Genomic DNA, 20,456 nt, shown 5'->3' with positions numbered 1-20,456 from the left:
TTCAGTGGGTTAACGCTCCCCCTAGCGCCCCGTTCGCCCAAACCCGATAGGGGGGCACGGCATGCTGCGCCCTGGTCATAATGACTCTAACGACGTTGCCGCTTGAAAGACGACGGATATGGCGCTTTTACCTATGTCAGTTTGCTGGCCAGTGGGCTAGTATTACCGGGTAAAGGCGCTTTGTTATTTGTGCCAGGGCGAAATTTAACACATTGATTAAAGATACCTTAATGAGCACCTCCGATAACCGTAACCGTTCTGCATCGCCATCCTCCCGTTATTCCCTGCCCGATCGCGCAGGCGATTTGCGCCAGTTGGGGCAACTAACCGGCGCGGCCTGCGCCGTGGAGTGCGCCGAGATCGTCGAACGTCATAACGGGCCGGTGATGCTGATCGCCCCGGACATGCAGAACGCCCTGCGGCTGCGCGACGAAATCCAGCAGTTTACCGATCAAATGGTGACCACGCTGCCCGACTGGGAAACCCTGCCCTACGACAGTTTCTCGCCGCACCAGGAAATTATCTCCGCCCGTCTGTCGAGCCTGTACCACCTGCCGACCATGGTGCGCGGCGTCATCATTCTGCCGGTCAATACCCTGATGCAGCGCGTTTGTCCGCACGAATTCCTGCACGGCCACGCGCTGGTGATGAAAAAGGGCCAGCGCCTGTCGCGCGAAAAACTGCGCGCCCAGCTGGAACAAGCCGGCTACCGCAGCGTCGATCAGGTGATGGAGCACGGCGAGTTCGCCACCCGCGGCGCGCTGCTCGATCTGTACCCGATGGGCAGCGAAGAGCCTTACCGCATCGATTTCTTCGACGATGAAATCGACAGCCTGCGCATCTTTGACGTCGACACCCAGCGCACGCTGAGCGAAGTCGAGGCCATCAACCTACTGCCGGCCCATGAATTCCCGACCGACAAAACCGCCATCGAGCTGTTCCGCAGCCAGTGGCGCGAACAGTTTGAGGTGCGCCGCGACGCCGAACATATTTACCAGCAGGTGAGCAAAGGCACTTGGCCGGCCGGCATCGAATACTGGCAACCGCTGTTCTTCAGCCAGCCGCTGCCGTCGCTGTTCAGCTACCTGCCGGCCAACACGCTGATCGTCAACACCGGTAACCTGGAGAGCGCCGCCGAGCGCTTCTGGCTGGACGTCAACCAGCGTTACGAAAGCCGCCGCGTCGATCCGATGCGCCCGCTGCTGGCACCGGACAGCCTCTGGCTGCGGGTTGACGCGCTGTTTGGCGAATTGAAAGCCTGGCCGCGCATGGCACTCAAAACCGAAGCGCTGCCAGCCAAAGCCGGCAACACCAATCTGGACTATCGCGCGCTGCCGGATCTGGCTGTGCAAGCCCAGAATAAAGCGCCGCTGGACCAACTGCGCCGCTTTATAGAAAGCTTTGACGGCAGCGTGATTTTCTCGGTCGAGAGCGAGGGCCGCCGCGAAACGCTGCAAGACCTGCTCGGCCGCATCAAACTCGGCACGTCGTTAATTCAACATCTCGATCAGGCGGAACCGGCCGGCCGCTACATGATGGTCGGCGCCTCCGAGCGCGGCTTCCTCGACGGCATGCGCAACCGGGCGCTGATCTGCGAAAGCGATCTGCTCGGCGAACGCGTCAGCCGCCGCCGACAGGACAATCGCCGCACCATCAATACCGATACCCTGATCCGCAACCTGGCGGAGCTGCACCCCGGCCAGCCGGTGGTGCATCTGGAGCACGGCGTCGGGCGTTACGTTGGCCTGACGACGCTGGAAGCCGGCGGCATCAAGGCCGAATACCTGATCTTGTCCTACTCCGGTGAAGACAAACTTTATGTGCCGGTCTCTTCGCTGCACCTGATCAGCCGCTATGCCGGTGGCGCAGATGAAAATGCGCCGCTGCACAAGCTGGGCGGTGACGCCTGGACGCGCGCACGGCAAAAAGCCGCGGAGCGGGTGCGGGACGTGGCGGCCGAGCTGCTGGATATTTACGCCCAGCGCGCCGCCAAATCCGGTTTCGCCTTCAAACACAACCGCGAACAGTATCAGCTGTTCTGCCAGAGCTTCCCGTTTGAAACTACCCCAGACCAGGAACAGGCAATCAACGCTGTGCTGAGCGACATGTGCCAGCCGCTGGCGATGGACAGGCTGGTGTGCGGCGACGTCGGCTTCGGCAAAACCGAAGTGGCGATGCGCGCGGCCTTCCTGGCGGTGGAAAACGGCAAGCAGGTGGCGGTGCTGGTGCCCACTACGCTGTTGGCGCAGCAGCACTTCGACAACTTCCGCGACCGCTTCGCCACCTGGCCGATTCGCATCGAGATGATGTCGCGTTTCCGCAGCGCCAAAGAGCAGCAACAGATCATGGACGACGCCGTCGACGGCAAAGTGGACATTATTATCGGTACCCACAAACTGTTGCAGAGCGATCTGCGCTGGAAAGATCTGGGGCTGCTGATCGTCGATGAAGAACACCGTTTCGGCGTGCGCCACAAAGAACGCATCAAGGCGATGCGCGCCGATGTGGATATCCTGACGCTCACCGCCACGCCGATCCCGCGTACGCTGAATATGGCGATGAGCGGCATGCGCGACCTGTCGATTATCGCGACCCCGCCGGCCCGCCGTCTGGCGGTGAAAACCTTCGTGCGCGAGTACGACAGCCTGGTCATTCGCGAGGCGATCCTGCGTGAAGTGCTGCGCGGCGGCCAGGTTTACTATCTGTACAACGACGTGGAGAACATCGAGAAGGCCGCGGAGAAACTGGCTGAGCTGGTGCCGGAAGCGCGTATCGCCATCGGCCACGGCCAGATGCGCGAGCGCGATCTGGAGCGGGTGATGAACGATTTCCACCACCAGCGTTTTAACGTGCTGGTCTGTACCACCATTATCGAAACCGGCATTGATATTCCCAGCGCCAATACCATTATCATCGAGCGCGCCGATCGCTTCGGGCTGGCGCAGTTGCATCAGTTGCGTGGCCGCGTAGGCCGCTCGCACCATCAGGCCTACGCCTATCTGCTGACGCCGAATCCGAAGGCCATGAGCACCGACGCGCACAAACGGCTGGAAGCCATCGCTTCGCTCGAAGATCTCGGCGCAGGTTTTGCCTTGGCGACCCATGACCTGGAAATCCGCGGCGCGGGCGAGCTGCTGGGTGAAGATCAAAGCGGCCAGATGACCACCGTCGGCTTCTCGCTGTACATGGAACTGCTGGAAAGCGCGGTCGACGCGTTGAAAAACGGCCGCGAGCCGTCGCTGGAAGATCTCACCAGCAACCAAACCGAAGTGGAGCTGCGCATGCCGGCCCTGCTGCCTGACGATTTTATCCCGGACGTAAACACCCGTCTGTCGTTCTATAAACGCATCGCCAGCGCGAAAAACGACGGTGAACTGGAAGAGCTGAAAGTGGAGCTGATTGACCGTTTCGGCCTGCTGCCGGATCCGGCGCGCAACCTGTTGCAAAGCGCGGCGCTGCGCCAACATGCGCAGAAACTGGGGATTAAGCGCATAGAGGGGAACGAGCGCGGTGGGTTTATCGAGTTTGGCGAGAAGAATCGGGTCGATCCGGGTTACCTGATCGGCTTGCTGCAAAGCAATCCGCAAATTTATCGCCTGGATGGACCGACCAAGCTGAAGTTTATGCTGGACCTGACCGATCGACAGAAGCGCCTGAAGTTCACCGAGGAGCTCTTGACCGCATTCCGCGAGCACACGTTGGCGGCCTGACTGTCGGCCCCGGCGGCAGCTATATTGCCCGGCTGCGGTTCTAAGTTATCGCCAAGCTGTCTATCCCGTTTTTTCAGTTCGGGATACTCTGTCCGCAGCCAAGATTAACGGGGGTAGCCATGAATACTGATGATGAGTTGCGTGCGCTCAGCGAACAGGAAGCCACGCTGACCTTTAGCCATTTTGACCATGCGACCGCCTGGGAGCTGGGCACGGCGCTGAAGACCGCCGCAGAGCAACGGCATCTGAGTATCGCCATCGAAATCCAGCTGGCCGGGCAGACGCTGTTCTATTACGCGATGCCCGGCACCACGCCGGATATCGCCGACTGGGTGCGACGCAAACGCAACGTGGTGAATCACTTTCACAAAAGCTCTTACGCGATCGGCCTGCGCTTGCAACAGCGGCAGGCGACGCTGGAGGAGCGCTATGGCCTGAGCGTACGCGACTACTCGGTGCACGGCGGCGCTTTTCCCATCAATCTGGCGGGCATAGGCTGCATCGGCACCCTAAGCATTTCCGGTTCACCGCAGTTGGAGGACCATAATCTGCTGGTCGGCACGCTGGCCCATTTTCTCGGTTTATCCCTGCCCTCGGTGCATTAAGCCGTAAAAGTCTCTTTATATTCTCCCTGTCGGCCGCCTTATCCGCGGCCGGCCTGCTTTTCCCGCTGACCCCACCCAAGCAAAATAGCGCAACTCCGATTTTCTGCGTCCGTTTGATGTATATCTAGGAATCGCCGCCGCAACTGGCGTAGTCTGTCCATCAGCTATTCGAGACGGACCTTACCTGGCCCGCCATTCCGTTCTCTTTTATAGACTTGGTCCGTACCTTAGATGAAAACGCATGAAATTAACGGCATCCGGCCGTTCAGCGCGCTGATTGACGCCTGCTGGCGAGACCCCTATTCCCTGCAACGCCTGCTTAAAGACGCCATCGCCGGCGTCACCGTCGGCATTATCGCCATCCCGCTGGCGATGGCGCTGGCGATCGCCAGCGGCGTGCCCCCTCAGTACGGGCTCTACACCTCGGCGGTCGCCGGCATCGTCATCGCCATCAGCGGCGGTTCGCGCTACAGCGTCTCCGGCCCCACCGCCGCCTTTGTGGTGATCCTCTATCCGGTATCGCAGCAGTTCGGCCTTTCCGGCTTGCTGATCGCTACCCTGCTTTCCGGCGTGTTTCTGGTGATTATGGGGCTGGCTCGCTTCGGCCGTCTGATTGAATATATTCCCCTGTCCGTCACGCTGGGCTTTACCTCCGGGATCGCCATCACCATCGCCACCCTGCAAGTGAAGGATTTCTTCGGCCTGCAACTGGCGACGATGCCGGAAAATTATGTCGGCAAGGTTTACGCCCTGGTGCAGGTGCTGCCGACGCTGGATATCGGCGATACGCTGATCGGCGCAGTCACGCTGCTGATACTGGTGCTCTGGCCGAAGCTCGGCGTGCGAGTGCCCGGCCATCTGCCCGCGCTGCTGGCGGGGATGGCGGTCATGGGCATTCTGGCGCTGTTTGATCACCAGGTGGCGACCATCGGTTCCCGTTTCAGTTACCTGCTGGCCGATGGCAGCCGTGGGCACGGCATCCCGCCGATCTTACCGCAGCTGAGGCTGCCGTGGGATCTGCCGGCCGCTGACGGCAAGCCGATGCCGCTGAGCTGGCAGACTCTCTCTGCCCTGCTGCCGGCGGCGTTTTCCATGGCGATGCTGGGCGCGATTGAATCGCTGCTGTGTGCGGTGGTGCTGGACGGCATGACCGGCAAAAAACACAATTCCAATACCGAACTTATCGGCCAGGGCGCGGGGAATCTCATCGCGCCGTTTTTTGGCGGCATTACCGCCACCGCCGCCATCGCCCGTTCGGCGGCCAACGTGCGCGCCGGTGCTACCTCGCCGGTATCGGCGATTATCCATGCGTTGCTGGTGCTGCTGGCGTTGCTGGTGCTGGCGCCGTGGCTGTCCTGGTTGCCGTTGTCGGCAATGGCGGCGCTGTTGCTGATGGTGGCCTGGAACATGAGCGAAGCGCACAAGGTGGTTTATCTGCTGCGCCGGGCGCCGAAGGACGACATTCTGGTGATGTTGCTGTGCATGTCGCTGACGGTGCTGTTCGATATGGTGATCGCCATTACCGTGGGCATAGTGCTGGCCTCGCTGCTGTTTATGCGCCGCATTGCGCGCATGACCCGGCTGAGCGAACTGAGCGCCGAAAACGGCCGCCTGGTGCTGAGAGTGAACGGCCCGCTGTTCTTCGCTGCCGCCGAGCGCATTTTTAATGAATTGCTGGTGCGCAGTGAAAACTATGACGTGATTGTGCTGCAATGGGACGCGGTGCCGGTGCTGGACGCAGGGGGGTTAACCGCCCTGCAACGTTTTATTGAGGCCTTGCCCGCAGGCAAGCAGTTGGCGATCACCGATATTCCGTTCCAGCCGTTGAAAACGCTGGCGCGGGCGCGGGTGCAACCGATCGAGGGAAAATTGCATTTCTATTCAACGCTGCCGGAAGCGCTGGCAGCGCTGGACGCTTAAAAAAGCAAAAGCCCGACGAGTCGGGCTTTTTTATACGCCGAAAATCGGCTTAGTTGCTGGTATCCAGCTCTGGGAAGCTCTTCACCAGATCGTCGATGGCTTTCATCTGCACCAGGAACGGCTCCAGCTTGTCCAGCGGCAACGCGGATGGGCCGTCGCACTTGGCACTGTTCGGCTCCGGGTGTGCTTCGATAAACAGACCGGCCAGCCCCACCGCCATACCGGCGCGCGCCAGTTCGGCAACCTGCGCACGACGACCGCCGGAAGCGGCGCCAAACGGGTCACGGGTCTGCAGGGCGTGGGTAACGTCGAAGATCACCGGGTGGCCACCGGTCACGTTCTTCATTACGTTGATGCCGAGCATGTCGACCACCAGGTTATCGTAACCAAAGTTGCTGCCGCGATCGCACAGGATCACCTGATCGTTACCGCCTTCCTTGAACTTGTCGACGATGTTGCCCATTTGGCCTGGGCTGACGAACTGTGGCTTCTTGACGTTGATCACCGCGCCGGTTTTCGCCATAGCTTCAACCAGATCGGTCTGGCGCGCCAGGAATGCCGGCAGTTGGATAACATCAACCACTTCGGATACCGGCTGCGCCTGTGACGCTTCGTGCACGTCGGTGATGATTTTCACGCCGAAGGTTTTTTTGATTTCTTCGAAGATTCTCATCCCCTCTTCCAAGCCCGGACCACGGTACGAGTGAATGGAAGAACGGTTGGCTTTATCAAAAGAGGCTTTGAAAACGTAAGGAATGCCCAGTTTTTGCGTCACGGTGACGTAGTGCTCGCAGATGCTCATCGCCAAATCGCGCGATTCCAGCACGTTCATCCCGCCAAACAGCACAAACGGCAGATCGTTCGCTACGTTGATGTCGCCAATGCTAACTACTTTCTGTTTCATGCTTTCGCCTTTGTTGATGTTATACCCGTCGCCTTACAGGCCGCGGCTTGAAATTCACCGGGTATTTTAAATGAATTAATGCAGCGTAACCTGTTTAGGTTCAATCGAGTGGATCTGCACTTTGATCACTTCGCTGACCGGATCTTCAGGACACTGCTCGACAAAATAGTTGAGATCGGAAATCGCGATATGGTTGCATTCCAACTGGGCGTAGATCAGCCCGCGGTCGCGGATCTCGTAAGGATCGTCCGGATCGAAGCACAGCACCGTTTCGCTGGCGCGCAGGGCCAATTCCATCTGTTTTTCTTCCATCAGGGAGGCTTTCAGCGTATCCAGCATTTTACGCACCACCATGACGTTTTCTGATTCATCGAGATCGTCGTCTTCCAGCTCAGCGCCCAGCCCCAGGTTGCCCTTGATCCACACTTCCAACTGATGCTCGTTCAGCGTTTCGCCGTTCAGCGGGTTGATCAGCCACATTTCTTCATCCAGCCAGTCTGCACGCAGGATCAGTTGGGTGGGGAAAATAACCGGCAACAGCGGCAAATCGAGATGATGGGCGATATGCAGGAAAATGGTGCCAAGCGAGACCGGCGTGCCCTGACGCCCCTCCAGCACCTTGTCGAGCCAGATAGCGTCGGACAGGCGATACACGCCGCCTGCGCCACCAAAACCCCAGGTTTTGAAGAACAGCTCAATGAGTGCGTCGAGTTGCTGTTCCTGGTTGAGATCCTGCGGCATGGCCGCGCGCGCGTCGTCGACCAGCTGTTGCAGCTTGCGTTCGACTTCGGCGACGGGGAAATCACGCCGCACCGACTGCGATACCAGGATTACGCCCTCGCTCAGCAGCGAGGTGTTAAATTCAAAATCAGCAATGCTACTCATAAGTATCCCATCAGAAAGGGTAATTTCGTCGTGGCAAGTTTAATTATCAGGTACAGACAGCCCAACGCCAGCACAAACGCCAAAGTGCGCAGGCTCTGGCTTTTGGTCTTCTTGCCCAATGCGACGTAGCCAAGCAGGATATAGATAATAACGCCAAACAGCTTCTCGGTCAGCCATGAGTCCATGCCCAGCAGCGGATACAGCTTGAACATCACCACCAGTGCAATACCGCTGGCGAACAACACCGTATCATTAACGTGCGGCGTTATCTTCACCCAGCGCTTGTTCAGCATGGCCGAATTGCGCCACTTCCAGAAGAAACGCAAAACAAACAAGGTAATACTGAGGGCGACCGTCAACAGATGCAGATTTTTTAACGCCGTGTAGACTGCCATATCGCTTCCTTTTTATTCGCTGTGTGCTTCGTTATTGTTGGTTTTCAGTTACTGCGGCCATTGGCCAAACGTCACGCGATCGTTATCGCCGTAGTCACGGCGGGTAGCGACCGAAATAAAACCGGCAGCCTGCAGCAACGCGCGTACGCTTTCCCCCTGCTGCCAGCCATGTTCAAGCAACAGCCAACCCTGTGGCTGCAGATAATGTGGTGCCTGCTGCACAATGGCGGCCAAATCCGCCAGCCCGTGCCGTTGCGCCACCAGCGCGCTGCTTGGCTCAAAACGCACATCGCCTTGCGCCAGATGCGGGTCAGCGGCGTCGATATAAGGCGGGTTACTGGCGATCAGGGCGAAAGTTTGGCCGGCCAACGGTTCGAACCAACTGCCTTGCAAGAACTGCGCGTTACCGATTGCCAGCTTCTGCGCGTTATGTTGCGCCAGCGCCACCGCTTCCGGCTGTAAATCAACGCCGGTCACCGCGCAATCCGGGCGCTCGCTGGCCAGCGCCAATGCAATGGCGCCGGTGCCGGTGCCCAGATCGAGGATAGTGCAAGGAGAAGGCGGCAAGCGCTCCAGCGCCAGTTCCACCAGGCATTCGGTGTCCGGACGCGGGATCAGGGTTGCGGGTGATACCGACAGCGGCAGCGACCAAAACTCGCGCTCGCCAATCAAATAAGCCACAGGTTCGCCACGTTCGCGGCGCGCCAGCAGCCTTTCCAACTGTTCTTGCTCCTGCAACGTCAAAACGGTTTCACCAAACGCCATCAGGAAGGTCCTGGCCCTGCCGGTCACGAAGCCCAGCAGGATCTCGGCATCACGTCGGGCGCTTTCGCTCTGCGTCAGCCGCGCACTTGCCGCCTTCAGCCAGGATTGATAATCCATTACTCAAGCTCTGCGGACAGCGCAGCGAGCTGATCGGCCTGATATTCCTGCACGATCGGCTGAATCAGCATGTCCAGCTTGCCTTCCATCACCTCGTCCAGACGGTAAATCGTCAGGTTGATGCGGTGATCGGTCACCCTTCCCTGCGGGAAGTTGTAGGTGCGGTTACGGTCGGAACGATCGCCGCTGCCCAACAGGTTGCGACGGGTTGACGCCTCTGCCTGCTGGCGCTTGGCCATTTCGGCAGCACGGATGCGTGCGCCCAGCACCGACATCGCCTTGGCTTTGTTCTTGTGCTGTGAACGCTCATCCTGGCACTCCACCACAATGCCGGTCGGCAAGTGGGTGATACGGATCGCCGAATCGGTGGTGTTGACGTGCTGGCCGCCGGCACCGGAGGAGCGGAAAGTGTCGATTTTTAAATCGCCCGCATTGATCTCCGGTAATTCGGCTTCCGGCACTTCCGGCATCACCGCCACGGTGCAGGCGGAGGTATGAATACGCCCCTGCGACTCGGTTTCGGGTACGCGCTGCACGCGGTGGCCGCCGGACTCAAATTTCAGTTGACCGTAGACGCCGTCGCCGGAGACCTTGGCAATCACTTCTTTATAACCGCCATGTTCGCCTTCGTTGGCGCTCATGATCTCGACGCGCCAGCGGCGCGTTTCAGCATAGCGGCTGTACATGCGGAACAGATCGCCGGCGAAGATCGCCGCTTCGTCACCGCCAGTACCGGCGCGCACTTCCAGGAAGATACCGCGTTCGTCGTCCGGATCTTTCGGCAGCAGCAGCACTTGCAGTTGCTGTTCAAGTTCTTCCGTCGCTGCCTTGGCCTGCTTCATCTCTTCCTGCGCCATCTCGCGCATTTCCGGATCGTCCAGCATCATTTCTGCGGTGGCCAGATCGTCCTGCACCTGACGCCATTCCAGGAAACAGCGGCTGACATCGGTCAGTTGCGAATATTCGCGCGACAGGGCGCGGAACCGATCCTGCTCGGCAATAACGCCGGCATCGCCGAGCAGCGCCTGCACTTCTTCATGGCGCTCTTGTAACGCTTCCAGTTTGGCAACAATAGAAGGCTTCATGCGTGGTATTAAACCCTGTTAAAAGAGAAAACTAATGCTGATCCAGCCCGAGGCTGTCGCGTAATAATTGCAACCGCTCCACGTCGCCATCGCCGGCGGCCTGCTGGAGGGATTTGGTAGGGGCATGAATAAGGCGGTTGGTCAGCCGGTGGGCCAGTTCGTGGATAACCTGTTCCACGTCAGCGCCTTGCGCGATGGCGGCCAGCGCTTTGGCTTCCATTTCGGCACGGATCTGGTCGGCCTGCGAGCGATAGTCGCGGATGGTTTCCACCGCGCCCTGCGAGCGCAGCCAGGCCATAAAGTTGGTGCTTTCCTGCTGAACGATCGTTTCCGCCTGCACCGCCGCGGCTTTGCGCTGCGCCAGGTTGCTTTGAATGATGGCGTGCAGATCGTCCACGCTATACAGATAAGCATTCGCCAGCTTACCCACTTCCGGCTCGATATCGCGCGGCACGGCGATATCCACCAGCAGCATCGGCTGGTTGCGACGCGCTTTCAGGGCACGCTCCACCATCCCTTTACCGATGATCGGCAGCGGGCTGGCGGTAGAACTGATGATGATGTCGGCATCCGCCAGACGTTCGTCGATTTCCGGCAACGTGATCACTTCAGCGCCGACTTCGTCTGCCAGCAACTGGGCGCGTTCGCGGGTACGGTTGGCGATAATCATATGCCGCACTTTATGCTCGCGCAGATGACGCGCCACCAGTTCAATGGTTTCGCCGGCGCCGACCAGCAGCACGTTCAGATCGGCCAGCGATTCGAAGATTTGGCGCGCCAGCGTACAGGCGGCGAAGGCCACGGAAACTGCGCTGGCGCCGATTTCAGTTTCGGTGCGCACGCGTTTGGCGACGGAGAAGGATTTTTGGAACAGACGTTCAAGCTCGCCGGAAAGCGACTGGCCGCGTTGCGACTCGGCGAAGGCTTTTTTCACCTGCCCGAGGATTTGCGGTTCGCCCAATACCAACGAATCCAGCCCGCTGGCTACGCGCATCAGATGGCTCACGGCGTCGTTGCCGTGGTGCCAATACAGGCTTTTGCTCACTTCTTCCGGGCGCAGGTGATGGTATTCACACAGCCAGGCTACCAGCTGTTCGTGAAGGTGTTCCTGTTGCTCCACGCTGAGATAAAGCTCGGTGCGGTTACACGTAGACAACACCACACCGCCCTGCACCAACGGTTGTTGGAGCAAGCTGGTCAGCGCCTGATCGATAGACTCTGGGGAGAAGGTCACCCTTTCACGCAGAGAAACCGGAGCGGTTTTGTGATTTATACCTAACGCCAGCAGGGTCATTGCTTCGAGTAATACTTCTGTTGGTACGGGTTCTCGTTGAACGGCATTCTACTTGATGCGCGGGATCAATAAAAGTAACAACCGCATCTTCCGTTCAATCACTGATATAGCCGAAACCAATCAATGAATAATAATAAATTCAAAAAGTTAAATTATATCCAGATCAATAAGCACACTAAATTTTAGTTTGAAACGCGACGATCCGCACAGTATTCATCAATAAGTTATCCTGATTGAACGGTTATGAACGCCCAAATAGTAAGCAGAGCTCTCTTTATCGCCGGTTAGGGTGCCGGTATGCTGCGCCGGCACCTTAAAGCTGCCGCGGCTTATTTAGCTGCGGAGACCCCGTTGAACCTTACGTCGCTACAGCTGAAAAAGGTTTCTCTCGCTGGGTCCAGCCGCTCCCACTGCACATACAACAGCGCTTGCTTCCCGTCGGCACGATCGGCCGGGATCTTGACGTCAATCTGGTAGACGCCGGCATATTTGACATGGTTGCCTTTGGCCGGCGGCGGAACTATCACTTTAGTCACCTCAAGCGGTGTCAGATCGCTCCATTTCAACTTATCCGTGGCGGCATTGAAACTCGGCTTGGCAAGCGACACCGTCCACTTGCTCGGCTCATGCACCTGGGTGGCGTCGAAGTACAGCGTAGCCTGGCCGTCTTTTACCGAGACGCTGCTCACCTGCCAGTCGGCATGCGGCTGGTCGATGCCTTCAAACCTGGCGATGCCCGCCGAGCAAAGCTGGCCATCGGGGACCTTGTCTGACGGATGCTGGGTACCTTGCAGGTTTTGCGAGTAGGCGGGCCATTCGGTAAACATCTGGCGGCGCTCCCAAATAGGAATGGTTTCCGCTTTGTACAAAAAGGCATTTCTGCAGGCCGCATTAGGAATGTTCGAGCCATCATCCGGGTGGTTGTAGCCGCCGTCCTGCTCACAAATCACCTGACGCGCCTTGGGAATCAAGGTAGCGCCATGCTTTGGCCCGATCGCTTTCGATTCGGTATTCTCGGCGGCATGCGCCGGCATCGTTAATGCAAACAGCATTCCTGCCAACAGAGAAAAACGCTTTTTCATACGAAATACCTTATTTCATTATGTATAGGGGTTGAGATGCCCGCATCGCCTGCGTGACGCAGATGATGCGCAGCAGGATAGCCCTGCTATCCATTTGGCTTTACCAGCATAGACATCCCCTCAGTAAATTGCATAAATAAAATTAATCAATTAGCACGAGCTATCGAATGAAATACACATACATACGCAGTTATTATTCATTAAACATTAATTTAATTGCTAATATATGCTGTTTTGGCACAACGCCGCCGTGGGCTGTAACCGAAGATATTCTTGCGGCCAGCGCAGCACGACCGGGCGATTGTGTTAATCTTATGGCAACCCAAAGCTCAGCCGCCCAGCCGTCAAAGCGCCTGTTATCGCCGCAAAAAGACGGTGATATTCAGAACGGGGCGTGTTGACGCTATCGCGTTCCCCCGCTAGCGTGAACGCTGAAAACAGATTTCGCTGCGCATGCCCGCAAGGACAAAAGGACAAGAGAAAGTTATGCCAATCCGCAAAGTTAGTTTGCTACGTCTGATCCCGCTGGCCAGCCTGGTGCTGGCCGCCTGTACCACCACCAAGCCAAGCGGCCCGGCTACCAGCCCAACCTCACCGCAGTGGCGCGCTCACGAGCAAGCGGTGCAACAGCTCGGGCAATATCAGACCCGTGGATCTTTCGCCTATCTGTCGGACCAGAAAAAAGTCTATGCGCGCTTCTTCTGGCAGCAATATTCGCCGGAACGTTACCGCCTGCTGCTGACCAACCCGCTTGGCAGCACCGAACTTGACCTGAACGTACAGCAAAACGTGGTGCAGTTGACGGACAACCAGGGCAAACGCTATGTCAGCGACAACGCCGAAGAAATGATCCGCAAACTGACCGGCATGGCGATCCCGCTGGATAACCTGCGTCAGTGGATGCTCGGCCTGCCGGGCGAGGCCAATGATTTCACGCTGGATGACCAGTACCGCCTGAGCAAACTGACTTATCAGCAAGGCGGCCAGACCTGGACCGTGGATTACCAGGATTACAACAGCGATCTCAAGCCGCAGCTGCCAAGCCGTCTGGAACTGAAACAGGGCGATCAACGCATCAAACTGAAAATGGATAACTGGACCCTCAAATGATCCGCCAGTGGCCATCTCCCGCTAAACTTAATTTGTTTTTGTACATTACCGGCCGTCGCGAAGACGGCTACCACCTGCTGCAGACGCTGTTCCAGTTTCTGGATTACGGCGATACGCTGACCCTCGACGTGCGGCCCGATGACCGCATCCGCCTGCTGACGCCGGTGGATGGCGTGCCGGACGAGCAAAACCTGATCGTCCGTGCCGCACGCTTGCTGCAACAGCATTGCGATAATCACGGACTGAAAACGCTCCCGCGCGGCGCCGATATCAGTATCGATAAGCGCCTGCCGATGGGCGGAGGACTGGGCGGCGGCTCGTCCAACGCCGCCACAGTGCTGGTGGCGCTGAATGAGCTGTGGCATTGCGGACTGAGCGACGATCAGTTGGCGGAACTGGGGTTGACTCTGGGCGCCGACGTCCCGGTCTTTGTGCGCGGTCATGCGGCGTTTGCCGAAGGCATCGGCGAACGGTTGCAGCCGGCAAACCCGGAGGAAAAGTGGTATCTGGTGGCGCATCCGGGCGTCAGCATCCCTACCCCGGTTATTTTTGGCGACGCGGAATTAAAAAGAAACACCCCGGTTCGCCCGTTAAATGTGCTGTTGCAGGCAACTTACGCAAATGATTGCGAACCAATAGCAAGAAAACGTTTTCGCGAGGTTGAACAGCTTCTTTCTTGGCTGTTAGAATACGCGCCGTCACGCCTGACTGGCACAGGTGCATGTGTGTTTGCTGAATTCGACACAGAAATCGCCGCCCGTCAGGTGTTAAATCAAGCTCCGGAGTGGTTGTGTGGTTTTGTAGCGCGTGGCGTTAACGTCTCTCCACTACATCGCATCCGTTCCGGGCAGATTGAACCGTAGTTCTCGTTTCGCTGCGCAGGGTCATGCACACCTGGCCCTGTAATCCCTGCGCCGCTGCGGTTTCAAGTTAGTTTTTACACACCCGTATGATATTGCGCCGGCATCGTTAACTGCCCCTTAGCGAAGGCCGTACGACAATATCTTCTCTGGACGCATGCCTGAGGTTCTTCTCGTGCCTGATATGAAGCTTTTTGCTGGTAACGCCACCCCGGAACTAGCACAACGTATTGCCAACCGTTTGTACACCAGCCTTGGTGACGCCGCTGTAGGTCGTTTTAGCGACGGCGAAGTGAGCGTGCAAATCAACGAAAATGTACGCGGCGGTGATATTTTCATCATCCAGTCCACCTGTGCCCCTACCAACGACAACCTGATGGAACTGGTTGTTATGGTAGATGCCCTGCGTCGCGCCTCCGCAGGTCGTATTACTGCTGTTATCCCTTACTTCGGTTATGCCCGCCAGGATCGCCGCGTGCGTTCTGCACGTGTGCCAATCACGGCCAAGGTTGTCGCCGATTTCCTCTCCAGCGTAGGGGTTGACCGCGTATTGACGGTGGATCTGCATGCTGAACAGATTCAAGGCTTCTTCGATGTTCCGGTAGATAACGTGTTCGGTAGCCCGATCCTGCTGGAAGACATGCTGCAACAGAATCTGGTGAACCCAATCGTGGTTTCCCCGGACATCGGCGGCGTAGTGCGCGCCCGCGCTATCGCCAAACTGCTGAACGATACCGATATGGCTATCATCGATAAACGCCGCCCGCGTGCGAACGTTTCTCAGGTGATGCACATCATTGGTGACGTGGCAGGCCGTGACTGCGTGCTGGTTGACGACATGATCGACACCGGCGGTACCTTATGTAAAGCGGCTGAAGCGTTGAAAGAACGCGGTGCCAAGCGCGTATTTGCCTACGCGACGCACCCGATCTTCTCCGGCAACGCCGTTGAAAACATCAGGAACTCGGTGATTGATGAAGTGATCGTCTGCGACACCATTCCGTTGTCTGCAGAAATCAAGGCACTGAAAAACGTACGTACTCTGACGCTGTCCGGCATGCTGGCTGAAGCCATCCGCCGTATCAGCAATGAAGAGTCAATCTCTGCGATGTTCGAGCATTAATTCATTTTCTTTTCGGTGCGGCGCCCTGCCGTACCGGAAGAACTTATTGCCCGGCAGCAGATAAAGAAAAACCCGTTGGTGCGCAAGCAGCAACGGGTTTTCTACTCGTAGTCAAACATGACCTTAGACCTGAGTGCGCGGCAGATCTCCTTTGCCGTAATGCCGTTTCCTTTCTGTTTTTTTACTCAATGCGACGAACGATGCTGATTGTCTCGGCAGCGTTTATCGAAGTGTTTTACCCACCAATAACGATCGGCAATCTGCTCGCGGCCGCTGATACGGGCACCGACCAGCCACAACAACGCACCCACGAAAATGCTCATGATGGCGCCATGGGCGAAAAGTTGCGGTAAATCGAGCTGCGATACTTCAGCAAGAATGTTGTATCCGACGCCGCCGATCATCACGACCAACCCCAGCCCCATAAAAAAGTTGCCCATTCTGCACGCGTTTCTACGTTTCATTTGTCACCTCCATTGCGCTCTATGCCAACCGGGATAACTCAGCAAAGGGTTAACCCACTTTGATAAATTAAGTATAGCCCCTGGTCCGACAAGGGGTTTGCGGAGACGATCACAAATGGTAAAGAAAACGTGACAAATCTTTACCTTATCCTGCTTATTAGCCGAGAAATTGAATGGTTTTTCTAATGAATTATTCAATTTTCAGCCTATCTCTGAATCAATACTCAGGGTTGGGCATCAGGATTTTGTCATTCGCGGCGGCGGCAGGTAGACTAATGCCCTTTCCATTATCTCGATCATAGCGAATTTCCCAGTGAGCAGTATTAAATTGATAGTCGGCCTGGCGAATCCGGGCGCTGAATATGCCCAGACGCGGCACAACGCCGGCGCCTGGTACGTAGATTTGCTGGCCCAGCGCCATAACCAGCAGTTGAAGGAAGAGAGCAAGTTCTTCGGCTACACCGCGCGGCTGAACCTTGCAGGTAACGATGTGCGCCTGCTGGTACCGACCACCTTTATGAATCTGAGCGGCAAAGCGGTGCTGGCGATGGCCAATTTCTACCGCATCGAGCCGGACGAAATCCTGGTGGCGCATGATGAGCTGGATATCCCGCCGGGCGTCGCCAAAATCAAACTCGGCGGCGGTAACGGCGGCCACAACGGGCTGAAGGATATTCAGAACAAGTTCGGCAATAATCCGAACTTCTACCGTTTGCGCATTGGCATTGGCCATCCGGGCGATAAAAACAAGGTCGTAGGATTTGTGCTCGGCAAGCCACCGGCCAGCGAGCAAAAAATGATTGATGAAGCGATAGATGAAGCCGCCCGCTGTACCGAAGTTCTGATGACTGACGGGCTGGAGAAAACCGTTCGCCGCCTGCACAGCTTCAAGGCGCAGGCCTGAGGGTTGCCGCAGCGGGCATCGAGCCCGCTGCTAGCGGCGTTACGTCCGCACCTTGAAGGTTTCTTCGCCGACGTTACTGTCATCGGTCTGATACCCTTCTTCTGCCACATAATATTGCGGGTCATCCAGCTCATGGCTGCAAAACGGGCCGGCCCGTTTCAGCAGCCGCACGCAATCGCCGCTCAGATGGCGCAGGCGGATGGATTTGCCCGCCGCCAGATAACGCGCCGTCAGCTTGTCGATCGCCTCCACCCCACTGGAATCCATCACCCGGGTGCCGGCAAAATCCAGCACCACGTTTTCCGGATCGTTTTTCGGTTCAAACAGGTCGGCAAACGCCGCCGTGGAGCCAAAGAACAGCGGACCGTCGAGTTGATACACCGCCACATCGCCCGCCACCTGGCGCTGACGAACGCGGATGCGTGCCTGCTGCCAGGCAAATACCAGCGCCGAGATAATCACCCCGCTGATTACCGCCACCGCCAGATCGGTAAAGATGGTGATCAGGGTAACCAGCAACATCACCAGCGCATCCATCTTCGGCATGCGGCGCAGACGGCGCAGCGAACTCCATTCAAAGGTGTTGTAACAGACCACCAGCATGACCCCGGCCAATGCCGCCACCGGCAGCAGGCCGATATAACCCGACAGGCTGACCACAAACAAGATCAATAGCAACGCCCCCACTATGCCGGAAATACGCCCGCGGCCGCCGGAGGTGAAGTTGATGATCGATTGCCCAATCATCGCGCAGCCGGCAAAACAGCCAAACAGGCCGCAAATCGTGTTGCCTGCGCCCTGAGCGATGCTCTCGCGGTTGCCGTTGCCCTTCTTGCCGCCCATTTCGTCGAGCACCGTCATGGTCAATAGCGATTCAATCAGGCCGACCAGGGCGATCACCAACGCGTACGGCAGCACCACTTTCAACATTTCCAGGCTGAACGGCGCCATCGGCAAGCTGAAATGCGGCAAGGCACCGGAAATATCCGCCAGATCGCCAACCCGCAGCGTAGGCAGATTGAGCCCGACAGCCAATGCGGAAACCACGATCAGCGCCGCCAGCGAAGCCGGGATCGCGCGCGTCAGCCGGGGGAAGAACACCACCACCAGGATCGCCAGCGCCACCAGCCCGTACATCAACGGCCCCTGCCCGGCAATCATATGCAGTTGCGCCAGCATGATGACAATCGCCAGGCCGTTAACAAAACCGTGTATGGCGGGCAGCGGCACCAGCCGAATAAATTTGCCCAACCGGAACACACCGATCAGGATTTGGATAGCGCCGGCGAAAATCGTCGCCCACAGCACGTATCCCATGCCGTGCTGCGCCGCGAGGCTCATCAGTACCACCACGATCGAACCGGCAGCCCCCGACACCATGCCCGGCTTGCCGCCGAACAGCGCCGTCACCAGGCCGATAATAAAAGCGGTGTGTAGCCCGACGATCGGAGAAAGCCCGGCGACCAGCGAAAAGCCGACCGCTTCCGGGATCATCGATACCGCCACCACAAAGCCCGCCAGGACTTCGTTTTTGACGTCCGACAGCCTGATATTGCTCAGGTTAAACATGAGTTATTCACTTCTGACAGATAATAAATACATCCCCGCTGAACGGGAACCAGGGCCGCATGGCGCGGCAAACCACGGCAGAGAGGCAACTCAGGGTGGACTGGGCAAGAAGAACATCCGGCACGTTTCCTGTAGGTTAATCAGAAGCGCAGTATGTGTAAATGTGATCCAAATCTCAACGCAAAGCGGCCCCGCTGCCGCATTTTCCCGCCGTACACAGCCAGATCGAGAAAAACGCCCATTACGTGTATAATGGCCGCATTATTCTGCCATTTATGCAGCGGGTTAACTCTAACCAGCTGATAGTCAAGATATTTAAGGTGATAACAACATGGGATTCAAATGCGGTATCGTCGGCCTGCCTAACGTAGGTAAATCCACCCTGTTCAACGCGTTGACCAAAGCGGGTATCGAAGCAGCCAACTTCCCGTTCTGTACCATTGAACCTAATACCGGTGTGGTGCCGATGCCCGATCCGCGTCTGGACAAGCTGGCCGAGATCGTCAAGCCTCAGCGCATCCTGCCAACCACCATGGAATTCGTCGACATTGCCGGCCTGGTGAAGGGCGCATCCAAAGGCGAAGGCCTGGGCAACCAGTTCCTGACCAACATCCGTGAAACCGAAGCTATCGGCCACGTGGTACGCTGCTTCGAAAACGACAACATCATCCATGTGAATAACAAGGTTGATCCGGCTGACGATATCGAAGTCATCAACACCGAACTGGCGCTGTCGGATCTCGACACCTGCGAACGCGCCATTCACCGCGTGCAGAAGAAAGCCAAAGGCGGCGATAAAGACGCGAAAGCCGAACTGGCCGCGCTGGAAAAATGCCTGCCGCAGCTGGAAAACGCCGGTATGTTGCGCGCGTTGGACCTGACCGAAGAAGACAAAGCGGCCATCCGCTACCTGAGCTTCCTGACGCTGAAACCGACCATGTACATCGCCAACGTCAACGAAGACGGTTACGAGAACAACCCGTACCTGGACAAAGTGCGTGAAATCGCCGCAGCCGAAGGCTCCGTAGTGGTTGCCGTGTGCGCCGCCGTGGAATCCGACATCGCCGAGCTGGAAGACGAAGACCGCGCCGAGTTCATGGCCGAACTGGGCCTGGAAGAGCCGGGTCTGAACCGCGTGATCCGCGCCGGTTACGAGTTGCTGAACCTGCAAACCTACTTCACCGCCGGCGTAAAAGAAGTGCGTGCCTGGACCATCCCGGTGGGCGCTACCGCCCCGCAAGCGGCCGGCAAGATCCACACCGACTTCGAGAAAGGCTTTATCCGCGCTCAAACCATCGCGTTTGAGGACTTCATCACCTACAAGGGTGAGCAAGGCGCCAAAGAAGCCGGCAAGATGCGTTCGGAAGGCAAAGACTACATCGTCAAAGATGGCGACGTGATGAACTTCTTGTTCAACGTTTAAATAAATTTTGTTGCCTCATGAGGTTTCATTGAATCTCATGAAAATCACAAAAACCTATAAAATCCACGCAATTGCGTGGATTTTTCATTTTATAGTGTCTCAGGTAATGTCGTAGGAGCGCAGCTAAAATTGAGTACACCGATGAGTTTACTGGGGTTTTAGAGCGGAAGATTCGGCTCAAAGCGAAGATGGCGTACTACTACGGTTGCTAAATTAAGATCAGTAATGAATTATGCTGACG

Annotated in this window: 18 protein-coding genes; 9 read left to right on the top strand and 9 right to left on the bottom strand. The window is 57.3% G+C overall.

What is annotated here, in order from left to right:
- Positions 1 to 230: 230 nt before the first annotated feature.
- The 3 genes from mfd to dauA all read left to right on the top strand — a co-directional run bounded on the left by mfd (position 231) and on the right by dauA (position 6,235).
- Complete coding sequence (gene mfd / locus SERAS12_RS09820; protein WP_013812513.1) at positions 231 to 3,710, top strand: transcription-repair coupling factor; 3,480 nt, start codon at positions 231 to 233, stop codon at positions 3,708 to 3,710.
- Between the two features lie 119 nt (positions 3,711 to 3,829).
- Complete coding sequence (locus tag SERAS12_RS09815) at positions 3,830 to 4,315, top strand: heme-degrading domain-containing protein (RefSeq protein ID WP_013812512.1); 486 nt, start codon at positions 3,830 to 3,832, stop codon at positions 4,313 to 4,315.
- Between the two features lie 231 nt (positions 4,316 to 4,546).
- Positions 4,547 to 6,235, top strand: coding sequence for a C4-dicarboxylic acid transporter DauA (gene dauA, locus SERAS12_RS09810; RefSeq protein WP_013812511.1), 1,689 nt, complete (start codon positions 4,547 to 4,549; stop codon positions 6,233 to 6,235).
- A 49-nt stretch (positions 6,236 to 6,284) separates the two neighbouring features.
- On the opposite strand, the gene kdsA is transcribed toward dauA, so the two are convergent.
- From kdsA to SERAS12_RS09775, 7 genes are all read right to left on the bottom strand, one after another.
- The gene (gene kdsA / locus SERAS12_RS09805) at positions 6,285 to 7,139 is read right to left on the bottom strand and encodes a 3-deoxy-8-phosphooctulonate synthase (protein WP_004943235.1); all 855 of its coding nucleotides are present in this window, start codon (positions 7,137 to 7,139) and stop codon (positions 6,285 to 6,287) included.
- 75 nt (positions 7,140 to 7,214) lie between these two features.
- Positions 7,215 to 8,024, bottom strand: a complete 810-nt coding sequence (gene sirB1, locus SERAS12_RS09800) for an invasion regulator SirB1 (RefSeq protein WP_004943232.1) — start codon at positions 8,022 to 8,024, stop codon at positions 7,215 to 7,217.
- Positions 8,021 to 8,419, bottom strand: coding sequence for a SirB2 family protein (locus SERAS12_RS09795; RefSeq protein ID WP_013812510.1), 399 nt, complete (start codon positions 8,417 to 8,419; stop codon positions 8,021 to 8,023). The genes sirB1 and SERAS12_RS09795 overlap by 4 nt, the downstream gene beginning before the upstream one ends.
- 48 nt (positions 8,420 to 8,467) lie before the next feature.
- A complete protein-coding gene (gene prmC / locus SERAS12_RS09790; RefSeq protein ID WP_013812509.1) occupies positions 8,468 to 9,301 on the bottom strand; it encodes a peptide chain release factor N(5)-glutamine methyltransferase in 834 nt (277 codons plus the stop codon).
- Positions 9,301 to 10,386, bottom strand: coding sequence for a peptide chain release factor 1 (prfA, locus tag SERAS12_RS09785; RefSeq protein WP_013812508.1), 1,086 nt, complete (start codon positions 10,384 to 10,386; stop codon positions 9,301 to 9,303). The genes prmC and prfA overlap by 1 nt, the downstream gene beginning before the upstream one ends.
- A 31-nt stretch (positions 10,387 to 10,417) precedes the next feature.
- Positions 10,418 to 11,680 carry a glutamyl-tRNA reductase gene (gene hemA, locus SERAS12_RS09780; protein WP_006324808.1) on the bottom strand — a complete coding sequence of 421 codons (1,263 nt, stop codon included), beginning with the start codon at positions 11,678 to 11,680 and terminating at the stop codon, positions 10,418 to 10,420.
- 329 nt (positions 11,681 to 12,009) lie between these two features.
- Positions 12,010 to 12,762, bottom strand: a complete 753-nt coding sequence (locus SERAS12_RS09775) for a lytic polysaccharide monooxygenase (protein WP_013812507.1) — start codon at positions 12,760 to 12,762, stop codon at positions 12,010 to 12,012.
- A gap of 167 nt (positions 12,763 to 12,929) precedes the next feature.
- Here SERAS12_RS09775 and SERAS12_RS26440 point away from each other — a divergent pair, with 167 nt between their 5' ends.
- From SERAS12_RS26440 to prs, 4 genes are all read left to right on the top strand, one after another.
- Entirely contained in the window at positions 12,930 to 13,163 is a 234-nt protein-coding gene (locus tag SERAS12_RS26440; RefSeq protein WP_158307043.1) for a hypothetical protein, read from the top strand.
- A gap of 85 nt (positions 13,164 to 13,248) precedes the next feature.
- Positions 13,249 to 13,872, top strand: coding sequence for a lipoprotein insertase outer membrane protein LolB (gene lolB, locus SERAS12_RS09770; protein WP_013812506.1), 624 nt, complete (start codon positions 13,249 to 13,251; stop codon positions 13,870 to 13,872).
- Complete coding sequence (gene ispE, locus SERAS12_RS09765) at positions 13,869 to 14,735, top strand: 4-(cytidine 5'-diphospho)-2-C-methyl-D-erythritol kinase (RefSeq protein ID WP_013812505.1); 867 nt, start codon at positions 13,869 to 13,871, stop codon at positions 14,733 to 14,735. The genes lolB and ispE overlap by 4 nt, the downstream gene beginning before the upstream one ends.
- A 172-nt stretch (positions 14,736 to 14,907) precedes the next feature.
- Positions 14,908 to 15,855: a ribose-phosphate diphosphokinase gene (gene prs, locus SERAS12_RS09760; RefSeq protein ID WP_004943207.1), complete on the top strand. Its 948-nt coding sequence runs from the start codon at positions 14,908 to 14,910 to the stop codon at positions 15,853 to 15,855.
- 185 nt (positions 15,856 to 16,040) lie between these two features.
- On the opposite strand, the gene ychH is transcribed toward prs, so the two are convergent.
- Positions 16,041 to 16,319: a stress-induced protein YchH gene (gene ychH / locus SERAS12_RS09755; protein ID WP_013812504.1), complete on the bottom strand. Its 279-nt coding sequence runs from the start codon at positions 16,317 to 16,319 to the stop codon at positions 16,041 to 16,043.
- Between the two features lie 313 nt (positions 16,320 to 16,632).
- Here ychH and pth point away from each other — a divergent pair, with 313 nt between their 5' ends.
- Positions 16,633 to 17,223 carry an aminoacyl-tRNA hydrolase gene (pth, locus tag SERAS12_RS09750; RefSeq protein WP_041416052.1) on the top strand — a complete coding sequence of 197 codons (591 nt, stop codon included), beginning with the start codon at positions 16,633 to 16,635 and terminating at the stop codon, positions 17,221 to 17,223.
- A 39-nt stretch (positions 17,224 to 17,262) separates the two neighbouring features.
- Here pth and SERAS12_RS09745 read toward each other — a convergent pair whose 3' ends face one another.
- On the bottom strand, positions 17,263 to 18,792 hold the full coding sequence (locus SERAS12_RS09745; protein ID WP_013812502.1) for a SulP family inorganic anion transporter: 1,530 nt from the start codon (positions 18,790 to 18,792) through the stop codon (positions 17,263 to 17,265).
- A gap of 331 nt (positions 18,793 to 19,123) precedes the next feature.
- Between SERAS12_RS09745 and ychF the strand changes: the two genes are divergently transcribed.
- Positions 19,124 to 20,215: a redox-regulated ATPase YchF gene (gene ychF / locus SERAS12_RS09740; RefSeq protein ID WP_006324802.1), complete on the top strand. Its 1,092-nt coding sequence runs from the start codon at positions 19,124 to 19,126 to the stop codon at positions 20,213 to 20,215.
- Positions 20,216 to 20,456 lie beyond the last annotated feature (241 nt).

The sequence above is a fragment of the Serratia sp. AS12 genome, assembly GCF_000214195.1.
GTDB classification, from domain to species: domain Bacteria; phylum Pseudomonadota; class Gammaproteobacteria; order Enterobacterales; family Enterobacteriaceae; genus Serratia; species Serratia plymuthica.
This window is presented reverse-complemented; position numbering and strand designations above follow the sequence as displayed.

Coding starts and splice junctions, on each gene's coding strand:
- mfd (WP_013812513.1), top strand. CDS start 231: ATGAGCACCTCCGATAACCGTAACCGTTCTGCATCGCCATCCTCCCGT.
- SERAS12_RS09815 (WP_013812512.1), top strand. CDS start 3,830: ATGAATACTGATGATGAGTTGCGTGCGCTCAGCGAACAGGAAGCCACG.
- dauA (WP_013812511.1), top strand. CDS start 4,547: ATGAAAACGCATGAAATTAACGGCATCCGGCCGTTCAGCGCGCTGATT.
- kdsA (WP_004943235.1), bottom strand. CDS start 7,139: ATGAAACAGAAAGTAGTTAGCATTGGCGACATCAACGTAGCGAACGAT.
- sirB1 (WP_004943232.1), bottom strand. CDS start 8,024: ATGAGTAGCATTGCTGATTTTGAATTTAACACCTCGCTGCTGAGCGAG.
- SERAS12_RS09795 (WP_013812510.1), bottom strand. CDS start 8,419: ATGGCAGTCTACACGGCGTTAAAAAATCTGCATCTGTTGACGGTCGCC.
- prmC (WP_013812509.1), bottom strand. CDS start 9,301: ATGGATTATCAATCCTGGCTGAAGGCGGCAAGTGCGCGGCTGACGCAG.
- prfA (WP_013812508.1), bottom strand. CDS start 10,386: ATGAAGCCTTCTATTGTTGCCAAACTGGAAGCGTTACAAGAGCGCCAT.
- hemA (WP_006324808.1), bottom strand. CDS start 11,680: ATGACCCTGCTGGCGTTAGGTATAAATCACAAAACCGCTCCGGTTTCT.
- SERAS12_RS09775 (WP_013812507.1), bottom strand. CDS start 12,762: ATGAAAAAGCGTTTTTCTCTGTTGGCAGGAATGCTGTTTGCATTAACG.
- SERAS12_RS26440 (WP_158307043.1), top strand. CDS start 12,930: ATGAAATACACATACATACGCAGTTATTATTCATTAAACATTAATTTA.
- lolB (WP_013812506.1), top strand. CDS start 13,249: ATGCCAATCCGCAAAGTTAGTTTGCTACGTCTGATCCCGCTGGCCAGC.
- ispE (WP_013812505.1), top strand. CDS start 13,869: ATGATCCGCCAGTGGCCATCTCCCGCTAAACTTAATTTGTTTTTGTAC.
- ychH (WP_013812504.1), bottom strand. CDS start 16,319: ATGAAACGTAGAAACGCGTGCAGAATGGGCAACTTTTTTATGGGGCTG.
- SERAS12_RS09745 (WP_013812502.1), bottom strand. CDS start 18,792: ATGTTTAACCTGAGCAATATCAGGCTGTCGGACGTCAAAAACGAAGTC.
- ychF (WP_006324802.1), top strand. CDS start 19,124: ATGGGATTCAAATGCGGTATCGTCGGCCTGCCTAACGTAGGTAAATCC.